Origin of the sequence: Olivibacter jilunii, assembly GCF_900607235.1 — a bacterium.
Classification (GTDB): domain Bacteria; phylum Bacteroidota; class Bacteroidia; order Sphingobacteriales; family Sphingobacteriaceae; genus Olivibacter; species Olivibacter oleidegradans.
In genome coordinates this window covers 943,664-968,715 of record NZ_LR027848.1, presented here as the reverse complement: position 1 = coordinate 968,715, position 25,052 = coordinate 943,664, and the positions used below count along the sequence as shown (strand labels likewise).

Annotated in this window: 25 protein-coding genes; 10 read left to right on the top strand and 15 right to left on the bottom strand. The window is 40.5% G+C overall.

Annotated elements, in window-relative coordinates; translation table 11 throughout:
• Positions 1 to 29 precede the first annotated feature (29 nt).
• The gene (locus E0E36_RS04020; protein ID WP_130854806.1) at positions 30 to 1,271 is read right to left on the bottom strand and encodes a 3-deoxy-D-manno-octulosonic acid transferase; all 1,242 of its coding nucleotides are present in this window, start codon (positions 1,269 to 1,271) and stop codon (positions 30 to 32) included.
• A gap of 123 nt (positions 1,272 to 1,394) precedes the next feature.
• On the opposite strand from E0E36_RS04020, the gene E0E36_RS04015 reads away from it, so the two are divergent.
• The 5 genes from E0E36_RS04015 (at position 1,395) to E0E36_RS03995 (ending at position 6,028) form a co-directional block, all read left to right on the top strand.
• Positions 1,395 to 2,378 (top strand): UDP-glucuronic acid decarboxylase family protein, encoded by a 984-nt coding sequence (locus E0E36_RS04015; RefSeq protein ID WP_130854805.1) that lies wholly within the window; start codon positions 1,395 to 1,397, stop codon positions 2,376 to 2,378.
• A gap of 14 nt (positions 2,379 to 2,392) precedes the next feature.
• Positions 2,393 to 3,424 carry a UDP-glucose 4-epimerase GalE gene (gene galE, locus E0E36_RS04010; RefSeq protein WP_130854804.1) on the top strand — a complete coding sequence of 344 codons (1,032 nt, stop codon included), beginning with the start codon at positions 2,393 to 2,395 and terminating at the stop codon, positions 3,422 to 3,424.
• 38 nt (positions 3,425 to 3,462) lie between these two features.
• Positions 3,463 to 4,503 carry a dTDP-glucose 4,6-dehydratase gene (rfbB, locus tag E0E36_RS04005; RefSeq protein ID WP_130854803.1) on the top strand — a complete coding sequence of 347 codons (1,041 nt, stop codon included), beginning with the start codon at positions 3,463 to 3,465 and terminating at the stop codon, positions 4,501 to 4,503.
• Positions 4,504 to 4,594: 91 nt separating this feature from the next.
• Positions 4,595 to 4,954 (top strand): four helix bundle protein, encoded by a 360-nt coding sequence (locus tag E0E36_RS04000; protein ID WP_130854802.1) that lies wholly within the window; start codon positions 4,595 to 4,597, stop codon positions 4,952 to 4,954.
• 84 nt (positions 4,955 to 5,038) lie between these two features.
• Complete coding sequence (locus E0E36_RS03995) at positions 5,039 to 6,028, top strand: hypothetical protein (protein WP_130854801.1); 990 nt, start codon at positions 5,039 to 5,041, stop codon at positions 6,026 to 6,028.
• Here E0E36_RS03995 and E0E36_RS03990 read toward each other — a convergent pair.
• From E0E36_RS03990 to rsfS, 5 genes are all read right to left on the bottom strand, one after another.
• Complete coding sequence (locus E0E36_RS03990) at positions 6,025 to 6,657, bottom strand: rhomboid family intramembrane serine protease (protein ID WP_013664352.1); 633 nt, start codon at positions 6,655 to 6,657, stop codon at positions 6,025 to 6,027. The two genes, E0E36_RS03995 and E0E36_RS03990, sit on opposite strands and share 4 nt — an antisense overlap.
• Positions 6,658 to 6,703: 46 nt before the next feature.
• Positions 6,704 to 7,774 (bottom strand): PA0069 family radical SAM protein, encoded by a 1,071-nt coding sequence (locus E0E36_RS03985; RefSeq protein WP_207303713.1) that lies wholly within the window; start codon positions 7,772 to 7,774, stop codon positions 6,704 to 6,706.
• A gap of 52 nt (positions 7,775 to 7,826) precedes the next feature.
• Positions 7,827 to 8,471 carry a LutC/YkgG family protein gene (locus E0E36_RS03980; protein ID WP_013664354.1) on the bottom strand — a complete coding sequence of 215 codons (645 nt, stop codon included), beginning with the start codon at positions 8,469 to 8,471 and terminating at the stop codon, positions 7,827 to 7,829.
• A gap of 144 nt (positions 8,472 to 8,615) precedes the next feature.
• Positions 8,616 to 10,739, bottom strand: coding sequence for an ATP-dependent zinc metalloprotease FtsH (gene ftsH, locus E0E36_RS03975; RefSeq protein ID WP_130854800.1), 2,124 nt, complete (start codon positions 10,737 to 10,739; stop codon positions 8,616 to 8,618).
• A gap of 38 nt (positions 10,740 to 10,777) precedes the next feature.
• Positions 10,778 to 11,152 (bottom strand): ribosome silencing factor, encoded by a 375-nt coding sequence (gene rsfS, locus E0E36_RS03970; protein WP_013664356.1) that lies wholly within the window; start codon positions 11,150 to 11,152, stop codon positions 10,778 to 10,780.
• A 15-nt stretch (positions 11,153 to 11,167) separates the two neighbouring features.
• Between rsfS and E0E36_RS03965 the strand changes: the two genes are divergently transcribed.
• The 5 genes from E0E36_RS03965 (at position 11,168) to E0E36_RS03945 (ending at position 16,452) form a co-directional block, all read left to right on the top strand.
• Positions 11,168 to 11,965 carry a biotin--[acetyl-CoA-carboxylase] ligase gene (locus tag E0E36_RS03965; protein ID WP_165446911.1) on the top strand — a complete coding sequence of 266 codons (798 nt, stop codon included), beginning with the start codon at positions 11,168 to 11,170 and terminating at the stop codon, positions 11,963 to 11,965.
• A 197-nt stretch (positions 11,966 to 12,162) separates the two neighbouring features.
• Positions 12,163 to 12,612, top strand: a complete 450-nt coding sequence (locus E0E36_RS03960; RefSeq protein WP_013664358.1) for a protein-disulfide reductase DsbD N-terminal domain-containing protein — start codon at positions 12,163 to 12,165, stop codon at positions 12,610 to 12,612.
• A gap of 183 nt (positions 12,613 to 12,795) precedes the next feature.
• The gene (locus tag E0E36_RS03955) at positions 12,796 to 14,412 is read left to right on the top strand and encodes a protein-disulfide reductase DsbD family protein (protein WP_242627119.1); all 1,617 of its coding nucleotides are present in this window, start codon (positions 12,796 to 12,798) and stop codon (positions 14,410 to 14,412) included.
• Positions 14,413 to 14,445: 33 nt separating this feature from the next.
• A complete protein-coding gene (gene pfkA / locus E0E36_RS03950; protein WP_013664360.1) occupies positions 14,446 to 15,420 on the top strand; it encodes a 6-phosphofructokinase in 975 nt (324 codons plus the stop codon).
• Between the two features lie 120 nt (positions 15,421 to 15,540).
• Positions 15,541 to 16,452: a LysR family transcriptional regulator gene (locus E0E36_RS03945; RefSeq protein ID WP_013664361.1), complete on the top strand. Its 912-nt coding sequence runs from the start codon at positions 15,541 to 15,543 to the stop codon at positions 16,450 to 16,452.
• 9 nt (positions 16,453 to 16,461) lie between these two features.
• Here E0E36_RS03945 and msrA read toward each other — a convergent pair whose 3' ends face one another.
• From msrA to E0E36_RS03900, 9 genes are all read right to left on the bottom strand, one after another.
• Complete coding sequence (gene msrA, locus E0E36_RS03940) at positions 16,462 to 17,133, bottom strand: peptide-methionine (S)-S-oxide reductase MsrA (protein ID WP_130854797.1); 672 nt, start codon at positions 17,131 to 17,133, stop codon at positions 16,462 to 16,464.
• A gap of 155 nt (positions 17,134 to 17,288) precedes the next feature.
• Positions 17,289 to 18,287, bottom strand: a complete 999-nt coding sequence (locus E0E36_RS03935) for a zinc-binding dehydrogenase (protein WP_130854796.1) — start codon at positions 18,285 to 18,287, stop codon at positions 17,289 to 17,291.
• Positions 18,288 to 18,466: 179 nt separating this feature from the next.
• Positions 18,467 to 19,078, bottom strand: coding sequence for a superoxide dismutase (locus tag E0E36_RS03930; RefSeq protein ID WP_013664364.1), 612 nt, complete (start codon positions 19,076 to 19,078; stop codon positions 18,467 to 18,469).
• A gap of 216 nt (positions 19,079 to 19,294) precedes the next feature.
• Complete coding sequence (locus tag E0E36_RS03925; RefSeq protein WP_013664365.1) at positions 19,295 to 19,765, bottom strand: nucleoside deaminase; 471 nt, start codon at positions 19,763 to 19,765, stop codon at positions 19,295 to 19,297.
• A gap of 115 nt (positions 19,766 to 19,880) precedes the next feature.
• Entirely contained in the window at positions 19,881 to 20,219 is a 339-nt protein-coding gene (locus tag E0E36_RS03920) for a tRNA-binding protein (protein WP_013664366.1), read from the bottom strand.
• A gap of 55 nt (positions 20,220 to 20,274) precedes the next feature.
• Positions 20,275 to 21,522 (bottom strand): ABC transporter permease, encoded by a 1,248-nt coding sequence (locus E0E36_RS03915; protein WP_013664367.1) that lies wholly within the window; start codon positions 21,520 to 21,522, stop codon positions 20,275 to 20,277.
• Positions 21,523 to 21,561: 39 nt separating this feature from the next.
• Positions 21,562 to 22,833 (bottom strand): metallophosphoesterase, encoded by a 1,272-nt coding sequence (locus E0E36_RS03910; protein ID WP_242627118.1) that lies wholly within the window; start codon positions 22,831 to 22,833, stop codon positions 21,562 to 21,564.
• Positions 22,834 to 22,876: 43 nt separating this feature from the next.
• Positions 22,877 to 23,947 (bottom strand): ferrochelatase, encoded by a 1,071-nt coding sequence (gene hemH, locus E0E36_RS03905; protein ID WP_013664369.1) that lies wholly within the window; start codon positions 23,945 to 23,947, stop codon positions 22,877 to 22,879.
• Between the two features lie 235 nt (positions 23,948 to 24,182).
• A complete protein-coding gene (locus tag E0E36_RS03900) occupies positions 24,183 to 25,031 on the bottom strand; it encodes a 4-hydroxy-3-methylbut-2-enyl diphosphate reductase (RefSeq protein ID WP_130854795.1) in 849 nt (282 codons plus the stop codon).
• Positions 25,032 to 25,052: the final 21 nt, after the last annotated feature.

Here is a 25,052-nt window from a genome sequence, read left to right as displayed (position 1 = left end):
AAATGCCACCACTGCACCCAACTACGGACCTACTCTCGATTTCCAGCCAAATAATCGATAATCTTCGCCGTAGCACCAGCCTGTTGTTGTACATAGCCATACGCTCGATTCCCCGCCTCCTGTCTAATCTCTATTTCTTGCAAACGTTCAAACACTGCTACAAACTCTTGTAAGTTGCGAATGCTAAAAGCTGCTTTGGCTGCAATTAGGTCTTTTGCTTCTTGAAATTTGTGATAGTGAGGGCCAAAAATTACCGGAACGCCATAAGTTGCCGCCTCCAATATATTATGAATTCCAACGCCGAAACCACCACCAATATAAGCGACATCTGCATAACTATACAAGTAGGAGAGCATACCTATGTTGTCTATAATTAGTACAAAAGCATTCGCATTATCTTTTGGATGAACGCTACTATTTAACGTGGAGAACCGCACACTCTGTTTAAATCGGCTATCAATTTCATTTAAATGAGCGGCATCAACAATATGTGGCGCAATCACTATTTTCCATTCGGGATAAACCTGTCGCAAAGACATAATCAATTCTTCATCGGGCAACCAAGTACTCCCCGCCACTAGAACTTTATGTCCGTCAACAAAACGGGAAACAACCTCTATCTCGCGTTTATGCTGCGAGAGGAGCGCCACGCGATCGAATCGGGTGTCACCCGTTAACGAAACATTTTTAAGACCAATACTATGCAGCAAAGCAACACTTTCCTGATTTTGAGCGAAATAAAAAGTCACATAGCGCAAAGTCGATCTAAAAAGTCGGCCATACCAAGTGAAATAAAATTGCCCTTTCCGGAATATAGCCGAAACTAAATAAAGGGGAATTCGCCGATTATGAAGCGCCTTAAAATAATTGTGCCAAAATTCATACTTTACGAAGAACACTTCTTCTGGATTGATGAGCTCGATAAACCTCTTGGCATTGGCGGGTGTGTCTGCGGGGAGATAAAACACATAATCCGCTTTGGCATAGTTAGCTCGCACCTCGTAGCCGGATGGAGAAAAGAAAGTAACTACCACTAGCTTGTTAGGAAAATGTGTTCTATAGGCTTCCAAAACAGTGCGGCCTTGCTCAAATTCGCCTAAGGAAGCAAAATGAAACCAAGTGTGTTTCTTTGATGAGTCTACTTTACTGGCGATCAACTTAAACAAGCCTTGCCGGCCTTCTTTCCATTTCCGAACCCGCGCATTAAAGGGTGCGGCAATGAGCACAAAAAACTGTCCCAAAAAAATACCCAAATTATACAATATCCACATGCTGTTAGAAGATTATGAATCATTTTAAGGACAGACAAGGCCCTGATAGTTTTTTATAAGAAACGGCAATTATATTCAATTTGTTTATCTTCGCCAAAGAATATTCCAAACATTTATTAAAGCATGTCAAGAAAGCGCATATTAATTACCGGGGCAGCTGGTTTCCTTGGATCACATTTATGCGATCGTTTTATCAAAGAGGATTTCCATGTAATCGGAATGGACAATCTAATAACCGGGGATTTACGAAATATCGAGCATTTATTCAAACTGGAAAATTTTGAGTTTTACAATCATGATGTTTCCAAATTTGTCTACGTACCGGGGCGCCTAGATTATATTTTACATTTCGCATCTCCTGCTAGTCCGATTGATTATCTAAAAATTCCAATTCAGACATTAAAAGTCGGTTCCTTAGGCACCCACAATTTACTCGGCTTAGCACGTTCTAAACAATCGCGCATTTTAGTAGCATCCACGTCAGAAGTATATGGCGATCCTACGGTAAGTCCGCAGCCGGAAGAATATTGGGGAAATGTAAATCCGGTAGGTCCTCGCGGGGTATATGATGAGGCTAAGCGTTTTCAGGAAGCTATTACCATGGCTTACCATACGTTTCATGGATTGGATACACGGATTGTTCGAATATTTAACACTTACGGTCCGCGTATGCGACTAAACGATGGAAGGGTTTTACCTGCTTTTATAGGACAAGCCTTGCGAGGTGAAGACCTAACCGTATTCGGAGACGGCTCACAAACACGTTCGTTTTGTTATGTGGACGATCAAATAGATGGCATTTACCGGTTATTAATGAGTGATTATACACAACCCGTAAACATAGGAAATCCTGATGAAATAACCATCAAGCAATTTGGTGAAGAAATAATAAGACTGACAGGAACGAATCAGAAACTAGTTTATCGTGACCTACCGATCGATGATCCTAAACAAAGAAGACCCGATATAACAAAAGCGAAGGAAATTCTAGGATGGGAACCTAAGATTGGACGGGAGGAAGGTCTGCAAAAGACTTATAAATATTTTAAATCACTTCCCGAAAAAGAAATAAAACACAAAGATTTTACGTATTATAACAAGCATTAATTAAAATCGATTATATGAGCAAAATTTTGGTTACCGGCGGTACGGGATATATCGGATCGCATACCGTTGTAGAATTACAAAATGCAGGTTACACGCCTGTTATTATTGATAATTTATCGAATTCTAATAAAGGGGTTTTGAAACAAATAGCTTCCATCACCGGAAATAGCCCGGAGTTTCATGAATTTGACCTCTGCAACGAACAAAAGGTAATCGAATTTGTAAAGAATAACCCGGATATCACCGGACTCATTCATTTCGCGGCCAGCAAAGCGGTTGGCGAATCTGTAGAAGAACCGATCAAGTACTATCGAAACAATTTCTTTTCTTTACTCAATCTATTAAATGCATTTAAGGATCGCGATATCAATTTTGTATTCTCCTCAAGCTGTACAGTTTATGGGCAGCCTAAGGAATTACCGGTAACCGAAAGCGCACCGGTTCAAAAAGCTGAATCGCCCTACGGTAATACTAAACAGGTAGCTGAAGAAATCTTAAGCGATACGGCCAAGGCTTTTGCCAATTATCATATCATTGCTTTACGTTATTTTAATCCTGTGGGAGCACATGCCAGTGCTTTAATCGGCGAATTGCCATTAGGTGTACCTCAAAACCTTGTACCCTTCATTACACAGACAGCAATTGGAAAGCGAGAAAAAGTTACCGTGTTCGGAAATGACTATGATACACCCGATGGATCAGCCATTAGGGATTATATCCATGTTGTAGACCTCGCAAAGGCACACGTAGCGGCCATAAAACGTTTAGAAGAACATAAGGCCAAAGCCAATTATGAAGTATTCAACATCGGTACGGGTAAAGGTTTGTCCGTGCTCGAAATTATCAGGGCCTTCGAATCGTCAACAGGCGTAAAACTGAATTATCAAATTGGCCCACGCCGTGCAGGAGACATCGAAAAAGTGTGGGGAGATGTCTCTAAATCATTGACGGAATTGGGGTGGAAAGCCGAATTGGATGTGGAGGAAATGATGCGTTCGGCTTGGGCTTGGGAAGTTTATTTAAAAGAGAAAAATCCATTTGGATAATAAAATTGTGTTTAGCAAACATACTTAATAGAAAGACCATGAATATCATTATAACAGGAGGTGCCGGATTTATTGGATCGCACGTAGTAAGACGTTTTGTTAACAACTATCCGCAATACCACATTATTAACCTCGATAAATTAACATATGCCGGTAACCTTGCCAACTTATCGGATATAGAAGATCAGGTGAACTATGAATTCGTAAAGGGTGACATTACTGACGCTGCATTTATCAATGAGCTGTTCGAGCGTGTCAAACCGGATGCCGTAATCCATCTTGCTGCTGAGTCGCACGTAGATCGCTCTATTAGCAACCCCTTGGATTTTGTACTGACCAATGTCGTTGGAACTGTCAACTTATTGAATGCTGCGCGGAAATACTGGGAAGGTGATAGTAGCAAACGTTTTTATCATGTTAGTACAGATGAGGTCTATGGCGCCTTGGGAGAAAGTGGTATGTTCACCGAAGAAACGAAGTACGACCCACACTCACCTTACTCTGCTTCAAAGGCAAGCTCCGATCACTTTGTCAGGGCCTATCATGATACGTATGGGCTTAATACGGTCATCTCAAATTGTTCAAACAATTATGGTTCCCATCACTTCCCGGAAAAACTGATTCCCTTAGCAATTCATAATATAAAAAACAATAAACCCGTGCCTGTTTATGGGAAAGGGGAAAATGTTAGGGATTGGTTGTGGGTAGAAGACCATGCCCGTGCCATCGACGTTATTTTCCACCAAGCAAAGGCCGGCGATACCTACAATATTGGTGGGCATAATGAATGGAAAAACATTGATCTGATCCGATTACTTTGTAACATTATGGATCGGAAGTTGGGACGACCCGCAGGCGAATCGGCAAAACTTATCACTTTCGTTAAAGATCGTGCAGGCCATGATTTACGGTATGCGATCGATTCCACAAAACTGCAAAAAGATTTGGGATGGGTGCCTAGCTTACAGTTCGAAGAAGGATTGGAAAAGACCGTTGATTGGTATTTAGCAAATGAAGAATGGCTAAATAACGTAACCTCGGGAGCCTATCAGGAATATTATAATAAGCAATATAGTTAGCTGTTAATAGGGAACAAGGGAGTGGTTAATAGCGTAAAGCTTTAAGCGCCCTTTCCTCTTTCGATATGCGCTGTCATTTCAAGGTTAGCTTATGAATGAAATTAATTCCCATAAAGATTTATTAGTATATCAAAAGTCTTTGGACTTTGTCCAGAACATTTATCAATTAACCGCTAAATTTCCTGAAGAAGAAAAATTTGGCCTTACCAGTCAAATGAGAAGGGCTGCTATATCAATCCCTTCAAATATTGCAGAAGGAGCCGCAAGACAATTTGTTAAGGAATACATACAATTTTTATATGTTAGCTTAGGATCTATCGTTGAGATAGAAACACAATTGGAAATTGCTAAGCGCTTAAATTTCTGTATTGAAAATAGCCGGTTGCAAGAAGAAATTATCCATATAAAGAGAATGTTGATAAAACTTATACAGATATTGAAGACAAAATGATTAGTTATCTCGATCCAACATTTCTATTAACAAGTTCTCTATTTCCTACTAACTATTAACAAGTTCCCTATTAACTATTTAACAATGTTATACTACCCCTTTCATAAATTTTCGTTTGACAATAAGACTTGCTTTTTAAGTGGGCAAACGTTAACATCATCCGAAGAACAAATACAGGTGTTCCCTTCCTGGCTGATGCAACATTATCATTTAGAAGAAAAGCCATTCAAGTTGCTCGACGAAAGTATAACGACTTACAAAAAGCTTAAGGTGCCTTGTTCGGCAGACACTTCTGATAGATTGGAAAAGTTAGAAGAGGAAGTAAAAGCGGCTTTTTTAGGAGGCTATCAGGAAGTAATCAAACTTAACAAGCAATTATTGTTTCAATGGATTGGAAAGCTTCTTTATGGAATTGTATTCAATGAAATACAGATTGGGATCAGGCAACAGCATATGAGCGGTGAAGCGATGAACTTTTCGCAGGTTCTAGCCAAAAAATTTTCCAATCTACATGTTATGCTGCAATCGATGATTAAATCTATGGAATTCGAAGGCAGTTTACCTTTCAGCATCAACGTATTTGAAATAGACAGTCCGGAAGACAAATTCAGTTATCGAGATGAAATTAACACATTGGTTTTCTCATTACGAATGAACAATTTCGGCATTGTAGCTTGCTTGCAAGACAACGGAGCCAATAATAGATATCACGAGCGGAAGCTTCAGTTAGTATCCGGAAAAAAACTGCATCCCATTCAGTTTGAAGAGATTTGTGGCTTATTTTTTTATTCTGCTTATCTCTTTAATCGGCTACCTGAATATGCCATACTGCCAACCGAAAAAATCGTCTATATCGAACCTATGCCACTAGCGGGCATGGACACACGCCCCATCTTTGATACGTTTCAAGCTAAGACATATGGACAGGTACTGGAAAATTTCTGGAAACCTTGGGGTTTTACCTTATTTGAAATCATTAAGGATCCTGAAAACCCGATGACATTTTTGGCGGATCAAAACGGATCATTCCGCCCGTGTGAAGCAATTGATTTACCTAAGACTTATGGCGACTAAGTGAACAGTTGTCCTACGGCGCTGAAAAAGTGACCAATAACCTGAGGGTATAGTAATACCGTAACAACAAGGCCAACGATCGCACCATAAAAGTGTGCATCATGGTTGATGCTATCGCGCCCTACTTTAGCTGCCCACACACAATAGAATAAAAACAAGGGACCAAAAATAACCGCAGGGATGGGAATAAAAAACACACCTATATAAGAGGTGGGTTGAAATAGAATAGCACTAAAAAGTACCCCACAGATGGCACCTGAAGCCCCCAAACTATAGTAATTGTAATTGTTTTTCTGCTTCATAATGGTGGTTATATCACTAATAACCAAGCTCAACAGATAAATTAAAGCAAATTGTACATGTCCCCAGCTGCTGATGGATACCAAAATTTTTTCTAATTGAAAACCGAAAAAAGAGAAGGTGAACATGTTAAAAAATAAATGCATCCAATCACGGTGAATCATGCCACTGGTAAGTAATGTATATATTCGCGCTCCCCTACTTATGCTATATGGATGCAGCATAAACTTTTCAAGAACACCGTGATTTGAAAAGGCATAAATACTGGTGATAAGCGTAAAAACAAAAATTAGGCTGGCAACAGGTGTTTCTGTGATATAACTCTCCATATCTTAAATAATAGGGTTGAAAGTACTAAAAAATTGTTATTAATCGTTAGAATAATCCTAATTGTTTCCCCTTGGTTGGAACGAATAGATCGCTACGTAATTCGGTCAGCTTATTTTCACCCATAAAGCGCGACACCGACAATTTAAATAGCTGATGCAGACTATCGGCGAGTTGTCCTTCTCCTCTAATCCGCCTACCAAACTGACTGTCATTTAAATTTCCACCATGACACGCAGCAATACCATGCAAAATTTTTTCAGCCCTATCCGGGTAGGCCTTATGAACCCAATCTTTAAATATCTCCCCGATTGCTCCATTAAGTCTTACAATGGTAAAAGAAGCTGCAGTGGCTCCATGCTTTGCCGCTTGCTCAATAAGGGCCGGCATTTCGTCGCTGTTCAAACCCGGTACAATTGGCGCACACATTAACATGACCGGGATGCCGGCATCCGTCAATTTCTTTATCACATTCAGTCGCCCAGCAGCCGTTACCGTTCTAGGTTCCATTTTTTGCCTTAATTCCTCATTTAAAGAATTGATCGTAACTGCTACATGTACCAGTTTCCATTTTGCCAGTTCAGTTAAAATGTCCAGATCACGAAGTATCAGGTTATTCTTACTAATAATGGAAACGGGATGCTTATATTTCAAAAAAACGTAAAGCAAAGATCGTGTAAGCTTAAGTTTGCGCTCCAGCGGCTGATAACAATCGGTATTTCCGGACAGCATAATGGTTGAAGGAACATAACCTTTTGCGTTAAACTCCTTCTCTAAGAGGGTTGCACAATTACGTTTTACAATAATTTTTCTTTCAAAATCCAGTCCGGCGCTATACCCCCAATATTCATGCGCATTCCGAGCATAGCAATAAATGCACCCGTGCTCGCATCCTTGATAAGGATTTATTGACCTCATAAAGCGTAAATCCGGACTGTCACTCTCACTTATAATCTGTTTAGGATAAGACTCTATGATCTGAGTAGCTGTATTTTCCAGAAAAGGCTCATCTAAGCCCTCTATGTGCTCACAAACATATTTGTTTTTAAAAAACTTATTGTGTGTATTTATTTGAGCTCCCCTACCCTTAAAATACTCCTCATTTTGCATTGTATCCATAAACAAATATACTAATATATTTAGTATTACGGCTAAAAATATTAGTATATTGTTATGACTCAATCGTGTCGTCCAACAATAGTAGATATAATTGTTTAGGCCCGTGAGCTCCTAAAACTAAGGTCTTTTCAATATCGGCAGTCCTGCTCGGGCCTGTAATTGCACTGATCATGGTAGGTATCTGCTCGTATTTTCGCTTGACAACTTCAAATCCGTCCTTTAGATCCATTACCAGTTGCGACATATAGGCGATTACGACATGTACATGAGGATAAATGCTCAATCTTCTTCCTGCAGCACCGCCATTGCTTACTAAAATACTTCCTGACCGTGCAATGAGTGCCTCACATTTCGTAATACCCATTTCTGCTTTTTGAAACTCCGCGTCCCCTCTAAAGAATGGAAATTCATACCGATCAAGTATTTCTTGTATCTCGCTCTCCCAAGCATAAATCCGCTTAATATTTTCCTTTTCCGTAATGGCAAGTAAGCTTTCTATCAGTTGGATTTCATCCTCACAAAAAACGAAGTTACCGGCAACGGCTGTAAAATTTTGAGCGAACATAATCTCAATGGCTTCATCAGACTCTTTATATAGAGGCACTTCTTCCAAATTAGGGTAGGGATTATCCCGCTTTAGCAACAACGCTTTTCGTATTTTCTTCAACAATCTTTCCTTCGCAGTAGCTTCTTGCATAGTCATCTATTTAAAGTGCAAGTTATAAGTTTTTTATTAAAAACCTGAAAGAGAAGATAGACTGTGTAACCAATTAGGTAGTATAAAAAAAGAGACGCAACCAACTTAGCTGCGTCTCTTTTGATATTAGTTTTGGTAAAACGATTATTTCACCGTGTCAGTTGTACTGTTTTCATCGGAGGATTTGGTTTTATCGAAGGTTCCGGAATTGTCCCCTACACCTTCATGCATGAGCCCCTCAGCTGCTTTCCGTTGATCAGAAGAACCTTCATCACCGTTCACAAATTCGTCATATGTAGTACGGTGGTCGAAAGGCCTTTTGCCTAAGATTTCCTCTAAATCCGATTGGAATAATATTTCTTTTTCCAATAACTTTTCTGCTAAGGCCTTCAGTCCGCCTGACTTTTCGCTAAGCAATTGCCGCGTTTTCTCATAAACATCGCTTATCAATTTACGAACTTCTTCATCAATAAGCTCCGCCGTCTTTTCGGAGTAAGGTTTTTGGAATTGAGACTCCTGACTATCGTTAAACGATATATTACCAACCTTATTATTCATACCATATACAGCCACCATTGCATAAGCTAATTTGGTAATGCGCTCCAAGTCATTCTGCGCCCCTGTAGAAATTTTGCCAAAAGTAAGATCTTCAGCAACCCTTCCGCCCATGGTCATGCACATACCGTCAATTAACTGCTCCGTGGTATACAAAAACTGCTCTTTCGGCAAGTATTGGGCATAACCTAAAGCGGCTACTCCACGAGGAACGATGGATACCTTAACCAAAGGATCAGCATGTTCCAAGAACCATCCAGCTATAGCGTGTCCAGCTTCGTGATAAGCGACAATTCGCTTCTCTTCAGGAGAAATAATTTTATTTTTCTTCTCCAATCCGCCGATAACCCGATCGATTGCATCTTGGAAATCCTGCATATCAACCGATTCTTTATTTTTACGAGCGGCTATAAGCGCGGCTTCATTACAAACGTTAGCGATTTCTGCCCCTGCAAAACCAGGTGTTTGCGCCGATAATTTCTTCGCTTCTACATCTGCTGCCAGTTTAATCGGCTTCAAATGCACTTTAAATATCTGCTCCCGGCCTACCAAATCCGGCTTATCGATCGAAATCTGTCGATCAAAACGCCCCGGTCTCAATAAAGCCGAGTCTAGTACATCCGGTCGGTTTGTTGCAGCTAAGATGATAATACCCGAATCCGTGCCGAATCCATCCATCTCAACCAATAGTTGATTAAGTGTATTCTCTCTTTCATCATTCCCGCCAACAATATTATTTTTGCCACGAGCGCGTCCAATCGCATCGATCTCATCGATGAAGATAATGCAAGGGGCCTTATCTTTCGCCTGTTTGAATAAATCCCGCACACGCGAAGCTCCAACCCCAACAAACATTTCAACGAAGTCTGATCCCGATAACGAAAAGAACGGTACTTGCGCCTCTCCTGCAACAGCCTTAGCCAACAATGTTTTCCCTGTTCCTGGAGATCCTACTAATAGCGCGCCCTTCGGAATCTTTCCTCCGAGATTGGTATATTTCTTGGGATTTCTTAGAAAATCTACAATTTCCATAACCTCCTGCTTGGCCTCTTCCAATCCCGCCACGTCATTGAAGGTAATATTTACTTGAGATTCTTTATCAAATAGCTGTGCCTTCGATTTACCAATATTGAAAATCTGACCGCCGGCACCACCGGCACCGCCACCCATTCGGCGCATAATGAAAACCCAAAAAAGAATCACAAGACCCAAGGGCAGGATGATAGACAGTAACCAGCCGGTCCAAGGACTATTTCTCTCCTCCAATGTAACACTCACCCGTTGATTTTCGGGAACACCTTGCTGTGCAGCGTTTAACTTACGCTCCAAAGCATCGAAGGATCCATCTTGAAAAAAGTACTGGGGTCCCGCACTACCGGTGGAAAGATTAAGCCCGTTATTTTTTGGGCGCACGTCCTTATATTTCTCTTGATTGAGTTTATCCTTTTTAATATAAACCTCAACACCAATTAACTCATTTCGCTTATATGCTACCAACTTTTCCACGTCTCCTTCTTTCAACATGGTAGATTCAAATCGTTGATAGGTAATTTCTTTCGCACTCTCTCCCGTGAAAACGTACTGAAGAGCAATAAAACCCAATATCATGGCTATCCATAACCACATGATATTGAATTTAGGAGGTTTGGGGCTGATTTTCTTCCCCGGAACTTTCTTTATTTTCCCAGGTTGATTTGACATATTATCTTTCATAAATTGTTTTATCCTCTTTGTTTATTTAGCTCGGGATCTTATGCACTTTGAAAATATTTCAGTTCTGCATCGCCCCATAAATCTTCTATCGCATAAAATTGCCTTTTATCCGTTTTGAAGATATGTACAACAACGTCTATGTAATCCAGCAAAATCCATTCAGCATGATCTAACCCTTCTTTTCGCCATGGATCTTGTTTAACCGCTTTATACACTTCCTCTTCCACACTTTTCGCTATCGCCCTCACTTGGGTTGTCGATTCGGCATGACATATTACAAAATAATCAGAAACAGAGCTATGTACATTTTGGAGGTCTAATCTAACTATTTCGTTACCTTTCTTCTCTTGGATACCGTGTATAATAATCTCCGAGAGATGAGTGGATTCTTTAACCTTTTTACCTTTTACCATTAAAAAATTTTAGTTTTGAACAGTTTTTCATTTAATGCCACAAAGACTTTGCAAAGTAACACTTTTTTGGGACTTATTGTTGGAGAAAATATTATTACTCTTCAACGGGTAAATTCAACTAATGATTATCTTAAATCTAACCTGTCAAATTCTACGCCATATACTGAAGGAACTGTAATAATGGCAGTAGAGCAGTATGCAGGAAAGGGACAAGCGGGCAATATTTGGAAAAGTGAACCAGGTAAAAACTTAACTTGTAGTGTTCTATTGAACCCGACCTTCCTTTTACCAAAGGATCAGTTCGATCTCAATATCGCCGTTAGTTTAGCAATTGCGGATACTCTTCAACCGATATTGGGCGAAAATCTGCGTATAAAATGGCCGAACGACCTTTACTACCTAGATAAAAAAATTGGAGGAATTCTTATAGAGAATATACTGCGGGGAAGCAGCTGGAAACATGCCATTATTGGCATAGCGCTAAATGTTAACCAAACCGTTTTTGGTGACAATCAGGCAAGGGCTTCTTCCCTTAAGCTGCTGCTGAATCAGGATTTTGAAATAAACACCTTACTGCAAAGCCTTTGCTATCACTTAAGCACTGAATATCAACGCCTTAAAGAAAAACATATAATACAGCAAAAAAGTCGTTACAGAAGCCTTCTTTACCGATTAGGGGAGCCTGCCAATTTTCTGGTGCAAGGACAACACAAAAGCGGCACAGTCATTGACGTAAACAAAGAAGGAAAACTTATAGTAGATTTTGACGGCCAGTTGACAGAGCACGCTATTAAAGAAATTGCGTTCATTTGAGGATTCCTGCCAAGTATGCAGAAGAGAAATCACGGAACTGACTAAAGTTGGGGCGAAGAAGACGTAACCAAATTGCATAATCCCCTCCTTTTCTATAAGTTTGCACCGTCCTCGCTCCATAGTTTGCAAGGCCGACTATTCACACATAAGTTAAACCTTTTTGACCAACAGCGTCTAAAAAGACAAATTGTATTAAAATGAAAAAATTAAGTGCATTTTTAGCCATTTTGATTTTCAGCACCTTAATTGCGTCCGCACAGATTAAAACGCCGGTAAAATGGGCCTATGCTGCTAAAAAGATTAATAAAACGGAGGCTGTGCTTCTAATAAAAGCTACCATCGATAAAGGTTGGCATATTTACTCTCAAAACATCAAACCCGGTGGCCCGGTGCCTACCAGTTTTACTTTCACAAAATCAACAGATTACACCCCTGTTGGAAAAACCAGTGAACCGAAGGGGATAAGCCACTTCGAGAAGGTGTTTGACATGGATGTTGTATACTTTGAAAACGAGGTTGTCTTTCAACAAAAAATCAAACTCAATAAAGCCGCAACCTCTGTTAAAGGGACCATTGAATTTATGGTGTGCAACGATCGGGAATGTTTACCTCCCGATGAAGTGAATTTCAATATTCCAATAAAATAGGGAAAGTGGCTTAAGCCGCTTTCCTTCATCCCATCTTAACCTAACCGTACTTTATTTACAATAAGGAGACCTGAAAATTGGCACCCTCTCAGGAATAATTACTAATTTCACGCCTTCAAACTAAAACTGATGTATAGAAAATTCATTATAATTACATTAGCTAGTATTTTCTTAAGCTTTTTTATGAACGAAGCCTCTGCGCTTACGTTACAAACCGACACCATTTCTTTGGATGATATCGAATTTACTGATATAACAGAAGATACAAGCGTCAATACCGATACAGTCCAAGCAGCTACTCCTACTAAAGGTTTGCCTGCCCAACCGGTAATTTCAACAGATACTGCGAATAGCGTTTCACTTTGGCAAATATTCATTAACGGCTTGCTTTTTGGTTTTGCCGCTATTTTAATGCCTTGTATATTCCCAATGCTTCCTTTAACCGTTAGCTTTTTTACGAAGAGAGCTGGGTCTAAGTCAAAAGCGATAGGACAAGCTATTCTATACGGCTTATCTATTATAGTTATTTATGTTGGCTTGGGAATGCTTGTCACCATTTTTTTTGGATCAGACGCCTTAAATGCACTTTCTACCAATGGTATTTTTAATTTCTTGTTTTTCTTATTGTTAGTGGTATTTGCTGCATCTTTTTTAGGTGCTTTCGAAATTACCCTTCCCAGCTCATTTGTTAACAAAGTAGACGCTAAATCGGATCAAGGAGGCCTTATTGGCATCTTCTTTATGGCTTTTAGCCTCGCTTTAGTTTCTTTCTCTTGCACGGGCCCGCTAATTGGAACCTTGTTAGTAGATGCAGCCTCCAAGGGCGAACGTTTAGGACCTGCCATTGGGATGTTTGGCTTTTCTTTGGCACTTGCTATTCCCTTTGCGCTGTTCGCTTTGTTTCCATCCTTGTTGAAATCCTTACCGAAATCCGGAGGTTGGTTGAATAGCGTAAAAGTGGTATTAGGATTCCTCGAATTAGCCTTTGCTCTTAAATTTTTATCGAATGTGGATTTGGCATACCATTGGAATTGGCTGGATAGAGAAGTATTTTTAGCTCTTTGGATCGTAATATTTGGTTTAATGGGGCTATACCTATTAGGAAAAATCAAATTTGCACACGACAGTGAGGTTCCACATTTATCGGTTCTGCGTACATTTTTTGCCATTGTGGTGCTATCCTTTGTCGTATATCTGATTCCGGGTATGTGGGGCGCCCCATTAAAGTCAGTCAGCGCATTCTTGCCGCCAAGTGCTACTCAAGATTTTGACTTAAGCACCGGTATATCGGCTTCGTCTCATACTACCACAAACTCCGGTCCTAAAAAATATGCAGAGATCTTTCATGAACGTGGAACTCCGAAAGGCTTTGATCCCTATTATGATTATGAACAAGCCTTGGAGGTTTCTAAACAAACAAACAAGCCTGTCTTAATTGATTTCACTGGTTGGAACTGCGTGAATTGTCGTAAAATGGAAGCAAATGTTTGGACGGATCCCCGCGTAAAAAACCTCTTAAATAACGAATTTATTATGGCAGAATTGTTTGTCGACGATAAGACTACGCTGCCGCAAAACGAACAATACATCTCGACTTACAGCAAAAAAAAGATCAATACCATCGGAAAAAAATGGAGCGATTTCCAGGCATCCAAATTCAACAGCAATTCGCAACCTTTATATGTTATTGTAGACAGCAATGGTAATGTATTGGTTCCTCCGCAAGGAGCGAATTATGATCCCCAAAATTACATCGACTTTCTTGAATCAGGTATTAAAGCCTATAAAGAAAGGCTATAGTGTCCGTAATAATCAAATCAGCTATACATTAATATGAGCACAATCAAAAATATTGCAGTATTTACTTCAGGTGGAGATTCGCCGGGCATGAACGCAGCTATACGTGCTGTTGTACGCACGAGTTTGCATTATAATCTAAATGTATTCGGTATTCAGCGGGGTTATGATGGTATGGTAAATGGAGATATCTTTCCGATGGATGCTAAATCTGTAGCCAATATCATTCAACGAGGCGGAACTATTTTAAAGACCGCACGTAGTAAAGAATTTCGAACCGTAGAAGGACGTCAACAGGCTTATGAACAAATCAGGAAATTCCAAATCGACGGATTAGTCGCTATTGGTGGAGATGGAACGTTCACGGGAGCAGCAAAATTTATTGAGGAACACGACATCCCGGTAATGGGGCTTCCAGGCACTATTGACAATGATTTAGCAGGAACCGATTTCACCATCGGTTATGATACGGCCATCAATACCGTTATCAGTGCAGTTGACAAAATCCGAGATACAGCGGAGTCGCACGATCGCCTATTTATTATTGAGGTAATGGGCCGTGATTCCGGACTTATTGCGCTTCGTAGTGGCATAGGAACAGGGGCAGAGGCCATTTTAATTCCGGAAAGCGCAACAAATTCAAAAGCTTTATTGGAAAAGTTGGCTCATGGCCGAAAAGATAAATCTTCGAAAATTGTATTAGTGGCCGAGGGTGACGAAGAAGGTGGCGCCTTCGCTATAGCCGAACTGGTGAAGAAACATTTTCCAAATTATGATACCAGAGTTTCCATTTTGGGTCACATACAACGTGGAGGTAGCCCAACTTGTATGGATCGAGTACTGGCAAGCCGTCTAGGCGTTGCTGCCGTGGAAGCGCTACTAGCTGGACGTAAAGGTGAAATGGCGGGCGTTATCAATGGTGACATTGCATTTACTCCATTCAATAAGGCCATCAAGCATATAGACTCCCTTACACCCAGCTTGCTTAAAATTGTGGATATCTTATCTTAATTTTATTTTCAAAACGATGTAAAAAGAGGCTAGGCTGGTTTTGGTCTAGCGCTCTTTCCAATTATAAACAAGTTTTATCGGGATTAATCCCAACAATTATCAAGACATCTACATTGTTTTATGGAGTGTGATTTCAGAATAAAAGTGTTTTTCACTGCCGCTACGCAATTGAATTTTACAAAAACGGCTTCGGAGCTTTTTATATCACAACCTGCTGTTAGTAAAAATATCCAGGAATTGGAACAACAAATCGGCCAATCTCTTTTCGAACGAAGTGGCAACAAGCTTAAACTAACTGCCGCAGGCTCCATTCTATACAAACATGCTCGTCTTATTATTGAGCAATATAATAAAGCTACGTACGAAATTGATAAGTTAAAGGGAGAAACATCGGGAAAATTAAAATTAGGTGCCAGCACCACTATTTCGCACTACATCATTCCCCTCATATTAGCGAATTTTCATCGCAATTACGACGGTATACATATTGAAGTGGCACACGGCAATACACAACAAGTGGAAGATTGGCTCGATAAAAAAAACATTGATCTCGGAATTATCGAGGGGTTAACACAAAATAAATCAATGAAATACACACCTCTCTTTAAAGACGAAATTGTTTTAGTTACACGTGCAGAAAATCCGCTTGCTTTGCATGATACATTCGCATTTAGGGATCTTTCACGGCTTGACTTTATTATGCGCGAGAATGGTTCAGGAACAAATGACGTGATCGCTAAACATTTAAAAGAAAAAGGTGTAGATCTACAGGACTTGCAGATAAACGTTAATTTAGCGAGTACCGAAAGTATTAAACAATTTCTTTTGCACAGTAATAGCTTTGCTTTTTTGTCTATTCATGCCATCACTCGCGAGTTGCATGAAAAACATTTAAAAATTATTGAAATAGAAGATTTCACCATAGAGCGCAATTTCTTTTTCATCCATCCCCATGGACCGCTATCCGGCCTTCCCGAATTGTTTATGCGTTTTGCAAAGCAACAAGAGCAGTTTTTTATTCATGCCACCTAATACAATGGATTATTTTATTCCTTCACTATTGTTTTTCAGTTTCTTCTTAAAAACCTTTTCAAATTTTTCCAATTTCGGTGCTATTACAAATTGACAGTATCCTTCGCTCCGATTCAAATTAAAATAATTTTGATGGTAATCCTCGGCTATATAGAAAGCACCGTATGGTTTCACCTCTGTGACGATAGGTTTGTTGTAGGCATGTTCTTCATCTAATCTTTTGATATAATACAATGCCTTTTCTTTCTGTTGCGGATTATGATAAAAGATGGCTGATCGATATTGCGTTCCCACATCATTTCCCTGTCTATTTAGTTGTGTTGGGTCATGGGCCACAAAAAATGCCTCGATCAACTCATCAAAGCTGATTACTTTTGGGTCGAAAATAATATTCACGGCCTCTGCATGGCCTGTATTACCCGTGCAAACTTCTTTGTAAGAGGGGTTCTTAACATACCCACCCGTATAACCGGAGACAACTGTATCAACGCCATTAAGCTGTTGAAACTGCGCCTCTACGCACCAAAAACACCCCGCGGCAAAAGTCGCCGTATCTAAAAGACCGGCATTTGCTGAAGGTGTAACTACCTTATTTTTCTCTTGCTTTTGTTGGGGTTCTCCCGCGCAAGAGAGAAACACGTTCAGCAACAAAGCACTTATAACCATTCCTATTGTTTTCATCCTATTATTTCTTTTTAATGGTTAATGAGAGCTCGAGTAAATAACCGAAGCGACCGCGAGGCTCATTGACACCTAAAAATGTAAATGCTTGTCAATAATAATTGCCCATTGTGTCTATTATTATTATTTACATCTCGGTTTCATCTTTCTATAACTTAATCCACTCTTAGTACCAGTTTACCAAATTGTTCCGAACGATCCATCTTCCTCACAGCCTCTTCGGCATGCGCTAAAGGAAAAATTGAGTCAATAACAGGCTTTACCTGATGCTTATTTACAAATGCCAACATATCATGAAAATCTTTAGGCGAACCCATCGTACTACCCAATATACTCAGTTGTTTCCAAAATATTTTTCTCGCATTGAGTTCAGGTAAATTGCCTGATACCGTAGCACCGTAGAAAACAATTCTACCACCTGGTTTCGCAAGCTCGATATAATTATTAAAGCCCTCTCCTATAGCGCTGTCTACTATAACATCAAAACCATCGTTAGGGTGTATTTTATTTGCCCAGTTTTTATCGGTATACAATGCGCCGGCCTTCGCTCCCAGGTCTAGCGCCTTCCTTATTTTTTCCCGCTTGCTTGATGTTACATATACTTCTGCACCCGCAAGTACGGCCCACTGCAAAGCAAAGCTTGCTACCCCGCCTCCAACACCCGCTAGGAGTAGTCGTTCCCCCCTCTTCAGATGCGCTCTACTGAATAAGGCTCGCCAGGCGGTTAACCCGGCCAAGGGTATCGCAGCCGCCTCCTCAAAAGTAAGGTGAGGTGGCATAATATGTAAATTTTGGAGCGGCACGCTTACGTATTCTGCAAAAGTACCGTCCTGTGGAAGTCCGAGAATATGAAATGTGGTCGACTGTGCGGCTTCGCTTTCGCCCCAATTTAATGAGGGATTGATAAGCACTTCCTTTCCGATCCACTCCTTTTCCGATTCGCTCCCCACCTCTGCTACGACTCCTGCACCATCGGAACCTAAAATAATAGGGAATTTCAAACCGGCGTACTGTCCCTTTTGTATCCAATAATCTCGCCTATTAAGTGCCGCAGCTTTAAGCTTTACGAGTACTTCATTCGCTTTTAGTTTAGGCTTACTTACATTCTTTATCGTTAAGGGTAAGTTAATTCCGTCCAGAACTATCGCTTTCATTTATTTGTGTTTTATGTTGGCGATGCCATTCATCGCTGTCAGGCAGATGTGACAACAACTTTGTGCAACCATAAATCCGGAGCACTGTGCCGATCTTTCACGATTAAAAAAAGCAGTGCTGCCTAGGCAAACACTGCTTCTTCGCATGTTTTTAAATCTTTGAAAATCCAAATGAGCCATTATTTTTTGGCATTGGCGTAACGCTCGCCAACTGATTTCCAGCAGATAACATTAAAAATTGCCTCTAAGTAAGCAGGGCGTTTGTTTTGATATTTCAAATAATAGGCATGTTCCCAAACATCAATACCTAAGATTGGTGTTCCCTTAACTTCTGCAACGTCCATCAATGGACTGTCCTGATTTGGTGTCGACGTTACCTGCAACTTTCCGGAGGCATCTACAACCAACCACGACCAGCCGGAACCGAAGCGCGTTGCTCCGGCATCCTGAAGTTTTTTCTTTAATTCGTCAAAAGAACCAAATGTTTCATCAATAGCGGTAGCCAACTCACCACTCGGAGTAGTTTGCGCATCAGGCGACAATATGGTCCAAAATAAGGAGTGATTATAGTGCCCTCCGCCGTTGTTTCGAACCGCAGCAGGATATTTTGAAATATTCTTTATGATTTCTTCAATAGAAAGCGATTCCGCATCAGTTCCGGCAATTGCTTTATTTAAATTATCAACATATGCCTGGTGATGTTTTCCATGGTGAATTTCCATGGTTTCTTTATCAATATGTGGTTCTAATGCATCGGATGCGTATGGTAACGCAGGAAGTGAAAAAGCCATAATTTTATGTTTTTTAATTTTCTGATTGTTGTACACAAATATAACGATATATGCTCCGAATTGTTCTTATGAATTAAGTTTTTATAAGGAGATGACAATAGATAGAGATGTGAACTTGGGAACATGTTAGTAGGGAACATGTTTTACTCGTCCGATTATCAATTGGGATTTTGAACAGCTATTCCCTTCTCCCTTGTTCACAGCTAACAATTTAGACTATCGTCTTTTCAACTGAAAAAATCGTTGCATTAATTCCCGACACGTCTCTTCCATAATACCACTTACTACCGTAGTTTTCGGATGGACAATATCTTTTGAAATCGTAGCGTATCCTCTCTTTTCATCCCGTGCGCCAAAAACGATTCGCTTAATCTGAGACCAATAGGATGCTCCCGCACACATAACGCAAGGTTCTATTGTAACATAGAGGGTGCAATCTTTTAAATATTTACCCCCAATGTAATTCGCAGCGGCTGTGAAGGCCTGCATTTCTGCATGAGCAGTTACATCATTCAGTGTTTCTGTTAAGTTATGCCCCCGCGCTATAATTTTACCATCATGTACAATGACGGCTCCAATAGGAACCTCGTCTGCATCAAAAGCTTTCTGGGCTTCGCGCAAAGCTTCCTTCATAAAGAATTCGTCCGATACGGAATCACTTGTATCTTCAAAATTTATATATTTCATTTATCTTCTCTTTCGACCGCAGGTTTTAAGCTAGACTGTCGGCCAGCCACTATCCGTTGATTAATTCACTACTAACAAATTCAAGATTCCGTGTTACAAGGCTATTACTAAAGCCTCACATCAGTTTGGCACCATTTGGTACCCTTGATGCAACAGTGGATAAAACAATATCTCCATTTTCGTCAGCAAATCCGGTAACTAAGCATTCAGATATAAAATTGGCGATCTGCTTTTTGGGAAAGTTTACAACACCAATAATTTGCCTGCCGGGCAATTCTTCTTTTGTATAATGTTTAGTGATTTGCGCGCTGCTTTTTCGAATGCCTATTTCGGACCCAAAATCAATGGTTAACTTATAAGCCGGCTTTCGAGCTTTCGGAAAGTCTTCCGCTGTTACAATCGTACCTACACGTAGTTCTACTTTTTCAAAATCATGCCAATTTATCTCTTCCATGAGATAAACATAGATAAACTTGCTTTTTTTCACAAGTTTTTTTAATTCTCGGCACTTATTCGTAGCGTAACGCCTCGATCGGGTCTAGTTTTGATGCCTTAGAAGCCGGATAAAAACCCGAGATCATACCGACGCCCACGCAGACAACAATCCCCATTATTATCCATTTCCATGGCACGACAAAACTCGTTCCTACAACCACCGCTACGATATTACCAATTAAAATACCGAGCAATATACCGCCTATCCCTCCAAGTAAACAGATTACTATCGCTTCCGTCAAAAATTGCATTCGTATCACTTTTGGCGTGGCGCCGATTGCCTTTCGAACTCCGATTTCCCGCGTACGCTCGGTTACGGAAACAAGCATAATATTCATTAAGCCAATGGAAGCACCTATTAATGTAATAATGCCGATCACAAAGGCCCCCACGGCGACATAGGTAAGACTACTAACCAGTATTTGGGCAACAGCATCGCTTTTGGTGATCTCAAAATTATTTTCCTGTGTAACTGCCAATCCACGAATATTTCTAAATAAAGCGGTTGCTTCCCCAATTGTTGGGTCTATCCCCTGCGCGTTGCTACTCATTACCGTAATAGTATAAGAAGGCATTTCCCCCTGCACTACAGCTCGCGCACGCAACAAGGGGATGATACAGGTCTTATCAGCCCCCATGCCGGCACTGGATCCTTTGTCTTCCAACACGCCTATAATTAAATATTTTGCATTACCGATAACCAGCATTTTGTTCAAGGGGTCTTGCCCCTCTTTAAACAAACGTTTTTTTATTTCACTCCCGATAATCACCACATTGGATCCGGTTTCCAACTCGCGCTGGGTAAAGTTTCGACCGCTTTCCAATTTATACCCCCCGGTTTGCAAATAATGATCATCACCTCCCAATATGGATATGTTTGGATTTGACTGTTCGCTCCCGTACTTCACAACCGCAAAATTGGAAGCATAGGCGCTAATGGAAACAATGGCACCATAATCGAATTTCTTTTGGAAGGCCAAGGCTTCACGATAGGATATTTTTTTGAAAACTTTAGGTCTTGTACCGCTGCCTCCGATTTGTACGTTGATTCCTCTATTCCTAATATTAAAGGAATTGGCTCCCATTGCTGAGAACGAATCTTTTAATGAGTTTTGAATAGCATCAATGGAGGTAAGAATGCCTACCAGGGCGGTGATACCGATTGCTATGATCAAGGCGGTCAAAAAAGTACGCAATTTATTGCTAGCAATGGACTCCAACGAAAGCCGGATATTTTCTCGATAGGGCATCTTTACTGACATAATCTCAAACGATTTGCTATTAAGACATGCAAATAAGGATTATGTTACAGCCGGAGACTCACTTACTAGTTCAAAAATGGTGATTTCAGGCAAAATGCCAACGCGACCAGGATAACCTAAAAAACCATACCCCACATTAACGTACAGTTGTTGGTTACCATCTGTATAAAGTCCCGCCCATTCTTTATAAACGTATTTTGCAGGGCTCCACTGATAACGATCTCCTCGAATACCAAATTGCATACCGTGTGTGTGGCCGGCAAACATGACATCGATATCCTTATTATTTAATACTTGAGCTCGCCAATGGGACGGATCGTGCGATAATAAAAGTTTTACAGGCAGGTCTTCCGTACCTTTTTTTGCTAAATCAATTCGTCCATACTTAGGGAATCTGCCGGTTCCCCAATTTTCCACTCCTAATATACCAATCTCTTCATTATCAACACGCAATTTTCTATGTTCATTCAAAAGTAAATCCCACCCCATAATCCTATGGATGTCCTTCACCTGCTGTAAGTTTTTACGTTTCTCGGGGCTATCCTCCTTCCCATAGAAATAATCTCCATAATCGTGGTTCCCCAATGTCGAATAAACGCCCAAAGGTGCCTTCACTTTACTAAATAAGTCCTGATAATTGCGCATTTCATCGGCCTTATTATTAACTAAATCGCCGGTAAAAAAAATGACATCCGGTTTTTCGGCAAGTAGCATATCAATGCCTCCCTGAACGGCCGTTTTATTATAAAAGCTTCCTGAATGGATATCCGATATTTGCCCAATCGTTAATCCGTGAAAGGCTTTAGGCAAATTCGGCAAATAAAGTTTCTGTCGTCTCACCCTATAATCATAGCCTCCCACAGCAATTCCCCAACTCAAGGTGGCAAAGGGCACAGCAGCAACAACAATACCAGCTCTAGTTAGGAATTGTGATCGACTAATACGATCAGCATTAGTTGAAACGGTTTCCGCAGAAAGCTTCGTCGCTTCCGATTCACCTTTTCTGCCAAATATCTTTCTTGTCATCCACACGCCGCCTCTCCTAAAATCATCTACAAGCAAGACTAGTACATAAAAAATCTTACTGGTAAAGGTCAAGAAAAAAGCAACCAATATAATGGATCGAACAATCAAAGGAAGGCTGAAGTATAAGCTCGCCAGAACACCAATGAACAAAGCGATACTATATCCCCACCAAACAGCTTTAAAAAAACGTGCTTTAGCCCATCGAATGGTGCTTTTTTGAAGTGCATAATAAATATAAAAATCAATTAAAAGCAGTATAAAGGCATTAATAACGATCAGTCTCATATTTAAATCCTTTCCGGCCCTATCGGGCACACCCATTCAAATCCTACTTATTCACAACTGTTTCTCCAAGCTGCATATTGGGTATGTTTGCCTGCTCGCCGAGTACCATTTGTTTTAATGCCTCTATCCATTTTGGATGGGTATTTAAGCTTGGCACCAATTCGACATGTTCTCCACCTAGCTTCTTAAATTCTTGCCCGTATTCTACGGTTATTTCATATAATGTTTCTATACAGTCGGCAACAAATGCCGGACTGAAAACCAGCAGTCTTTTTGCACCTTCATGGGCTAGTTTCTCCAGCGCATCGCTCGTATAGGGCTGAACCCACGGCTCCTTTCCTAATCTTGATTGAAAACAGACAGTGTACTTTTCAGGAGCTATATGAAGCTTTTCCGCAATCAACCGTGCTGTTGCATGACATTGCGCAACATAGCAAAATTTATTCGTTGAGCTTATCTGCGCACAGCAATTGGGGGCATCACAACCGTGATTACCGGAATTGTCAACGTTCTTCAATTGCCTAATCGGTAAGCCATGAAAGCTAAATAGTACATGATCGAAAGTTTCAGGTTTCTTTAATCTGCCATTGTCGGCAAAAGCTTCGATCATCAACTCGTTATCATAGAACTGATTGACAAATGATATTTCCGGAAAGGTTGGCCACGTACTCATTAGGCGCATTACCTTTTCAATCACAGACCCAGTGGTAGCGGATGCATACTGTGGAAACAAGGGGATGACGCGAATACTGTCAACCATAGCTAAACGAAGCTTTTCCAATGCCTGTTCGATAGAAGGGTTTTGGTAACGCATCGCGAGTTCAATCTGGTACTCGTCGCTCAGTTCCTCGCGCAATAAAGCTACCTGTTCTTCACTGATGTAAAGCAGTGGGGAACCTTTTTCCTTATCCCAAATCTCATTGTATAACTTAGCAGTCTTTGGACTCCTGAAAGGAACAATAATTCCCCGTACCAAGAGATTTCGCTGGATTACACCGATATCAATCACCCGACCATCCATCAAAAACTCATCTAGATATCGCCGAACGTCAGGTACCTTAGGACTATCAGGCGTTCCCAGATTAATCAACAACACGCCTTTTTTTGCTTTCATCTGTAAATTTTAGTGTTTTAAATCCCTCCCTACACAATCAAGAGCAGTCAGCACAACATTTACTGGTAAAGTAAAAGTCTGTCCTTGCAGACAAGTTAGACCTTTACGCCAAAACCTGTGCCATATTTTGCATCATTACTCCATCCCAAAATTACAAATTTGTATTCGCTTTGGTTTTAATCAAAAATGAATGTGAGCTTTATATGATAATGGGATACATGGAAAGATCGGACGATTAAAAACGCTCCAACTGTTCTTTCACTTTTTGCATTAACCACATAGGTGTTGATGTAGCCCCACAAACGCCAATAGTCTCATTTGGGCCAAACATAGAAGCATCCAGTTCTGCAGGATCAGAGATAAATATACTTTTTGGATTATTTCTTAGACAAACATCATAAAGGACCTTGCCATTAGACGATTTTCTGCCCGACACAAAAACAATTCTATTAAATTGTTTTGCAAACTTAGCCAGATCTTCATAACGATTGGATACTTGTCTGCAAATCGTATCATTTGCTTTCACTTCGTATCCCCGCTTTAACAGCTCATCTTTAATTTGATAAAATTTATCGGTACTTTTTGTCGTTTGGCTATATAAGGTAAACTTACCAGGCAACTCAAGCGCGTCAAGTTCTTCCAGATCTTGAAAAACGATTGCTTCATTATTTGTCTGACCTTGCAGGCCAATCACTTCTGCGTGTCCATGTTTGCCGAAGATGAGAATGCGCTCTTTATCGTCGTAAGATGTCTTAATCCTGTTCTGCAATTTTAGCACCACAGGACAAGATGCATCAATCAAGGTTATATTATTCTCCAGAGCTATTTTATAGGTCTCAGGAGATTCTCCGTGCGCTCTGATTAAAACCTTTTCATTCCGGAGCTTAGGTAGATCTTCATGGGAAATGATGCGCAGCCCCTTGGCTTTTAGGCGGGCTACTTCCTCATCATTATGAACAATATCCCCCAAACAATAGAGATATCCCTCCTCTTCCAAGATTTCCTCTGCCATGTCAATGGCATAAACCACTCCAAAGCAAAAGCCGGAATCCTTATCAATTGAAACGCGCAGTTGATAACTCATGATGATGCAAAGATAGCATTT

Bases quoted from the DNA above. Each gene is read 5' to 3' on its own strand.
- E0E36_RS04000 (WP_130854802.1), top strand. From the start codon at position 4,595: ATGAATGAAATTAATTCCCATAAAGATTTATTAGTATATCAAAAGTCT.
- E0E36_RS03915 (WP_013664367.1), bottom strand. From the start codon at position 21,522: ATGTCAGTAAAGATGCCCTATCGAGAAAATATCCGGCTTTCGTTGGAG.
- pfkA (WP_013664360.1), top strand. From the start codon at position 14,446: ATGAGCACAATCAAAAATATTGCAGTATTTACTTCAGGTGGAGATTCG.
- E0E36_RS03920 (WP_013664366.1), bottom strand. From the start codon at position 20,219: ATGGAAGAGATAAATTGGCATGATTTTGAAAAAGTAGAACTACGTGTA.
- E0E36_RS03900 (WP_130854795.1), bottom strand. From the start codon at position 25,031: ATGAGTTATCAACTGCGCGTTTCAATTGATAAGGATTCCGGCTTTTGC.
- E0E36_RS03955 (WP_242627119.1), top strand. From the start codon at position 12,796: ATGAACGAAGCCTCTGCGCTTACGTTACAAACCGACACCATTTCTTTG.
- E0E36_RS03995 (WP_130854801.1), top strand. From the start codon at position 5,039: ATGTTATACTACCCCTTTCATAAATTTTCGTTTGACAATAAGACTTGC.
- E0E36_RS03925 (WP_013664365.1), bottom strand. From the start codon at position 19,765: ATGAAATATATAAATTTTGAAGATACAAGTGATTCCGTATCGGACGAA.
- E0E36_RS03930 (WP_013664364.1), bottom strand. From the start codon at position 19,078: ATGGCTTTTTCACTTCCTGCGTTACCATACGCATCCGATGCATTAGAA.
- E0E36_RS03985 (WP_207303713.1), bottom strand. From the start codon at position 7,774: ATGGATACAATGCAAAATGAGGAGTATTTTAAGGGTAGGGGAGCTCAA.
- E0E36_RS03960 (WP_013664358.1), top strand. From the start codon at position 12,163: ATGAAAAAATTAAGTGCATTTTTAGCCATTTTGATTTTCAGCACCTTA.
- E0E36_RS03990 (WP_013664352.1), bottom strand. From the start codon at position 6,657: ATGGAGAGTTATATCACAGAAACACCTGTTGCCAGCCTAATTTTTGTT.
- ftsH (WP_130854800.1), bottom strand. From the start codon at position 10,739: ATGAAAGATAATATGTCAAATCAACCTGGGAAAATAAAGAAAGTTCCG.
- rfbB (WP_130854803.1), top strand. From the start codon at position 3,463: ATGAATATCATTATAACAGGAGGTGCCGGATTTATTGGATCGCACGTA.
- msrA (WP_130854797.1), bottom strand. From the start codon at position 17,133: ATGAAAACAATAGGAATGGTTATAAGTGCTTTGTTGCTGAACGTGTTT.
- hemH (WP_013664369.1), bottom strand. From the start codon at position 23,947: ATGAAAGCAAAAAAAGGCGTGTTGTTGATTAATCTGGGAACGCCTGAT.
- E0E36_RS03980 (WP_013664354.1), bottom strand. From the start codon at position 8,471: ATGCAAGAAGCTACTGCGAAGGAAAGATTGTTGAAGAAAATACGAAAA.
- galE (WP_130854804.1), top strand. From the start codon at position 2,393: ATGAGCAAAATTTTGGTTACCGGCGGTACGGGATATATCGGATCGCAT.
- E0E36_RS04020 (WP_130854806.1), bottom strand. From the start codon at position 1,271: ATGTGGATATTGTATAATTTGGGTATTTTTTTGGGACAGTTTTTTGTG.
- E0E36_RS04015 (WP_130854805.1), top strand. From the start codon at position 1,395: ATGTCAAGAAAGCGCATATTAATTACCGGGGCAGCTGGTTTCCTTGGA.
- E0E36_RS03945 (WP_013664361.1), top strand. From the start codon at position 15,541: ATGGAGTGTGATTTCAGAATAAAAGTGTTTTTCACTGCCGCTACGCAA.
- E0E36_RS03910 (WP_242627118.1), bottom strand. From the start codon at position 22,833: ATGAGACTGATCGTTATTAATGCCTTTATACTGCTTTTAATTGATTTT.
- rsfS (WP_013664356.1), bottom strand. From the start codon at position 11,152: ATGGTAAAAGGTAAAAAGGTTAAAGAATCCACTCATCTCTCGGAGATT.
- E0E36_RS03935 (WP_130854796.1), bottom strand. From the start codon at position 18,287: ATGAAAGCGATAGTTCTGGACGGAATTAACTTACCCTTAACGATAAAG.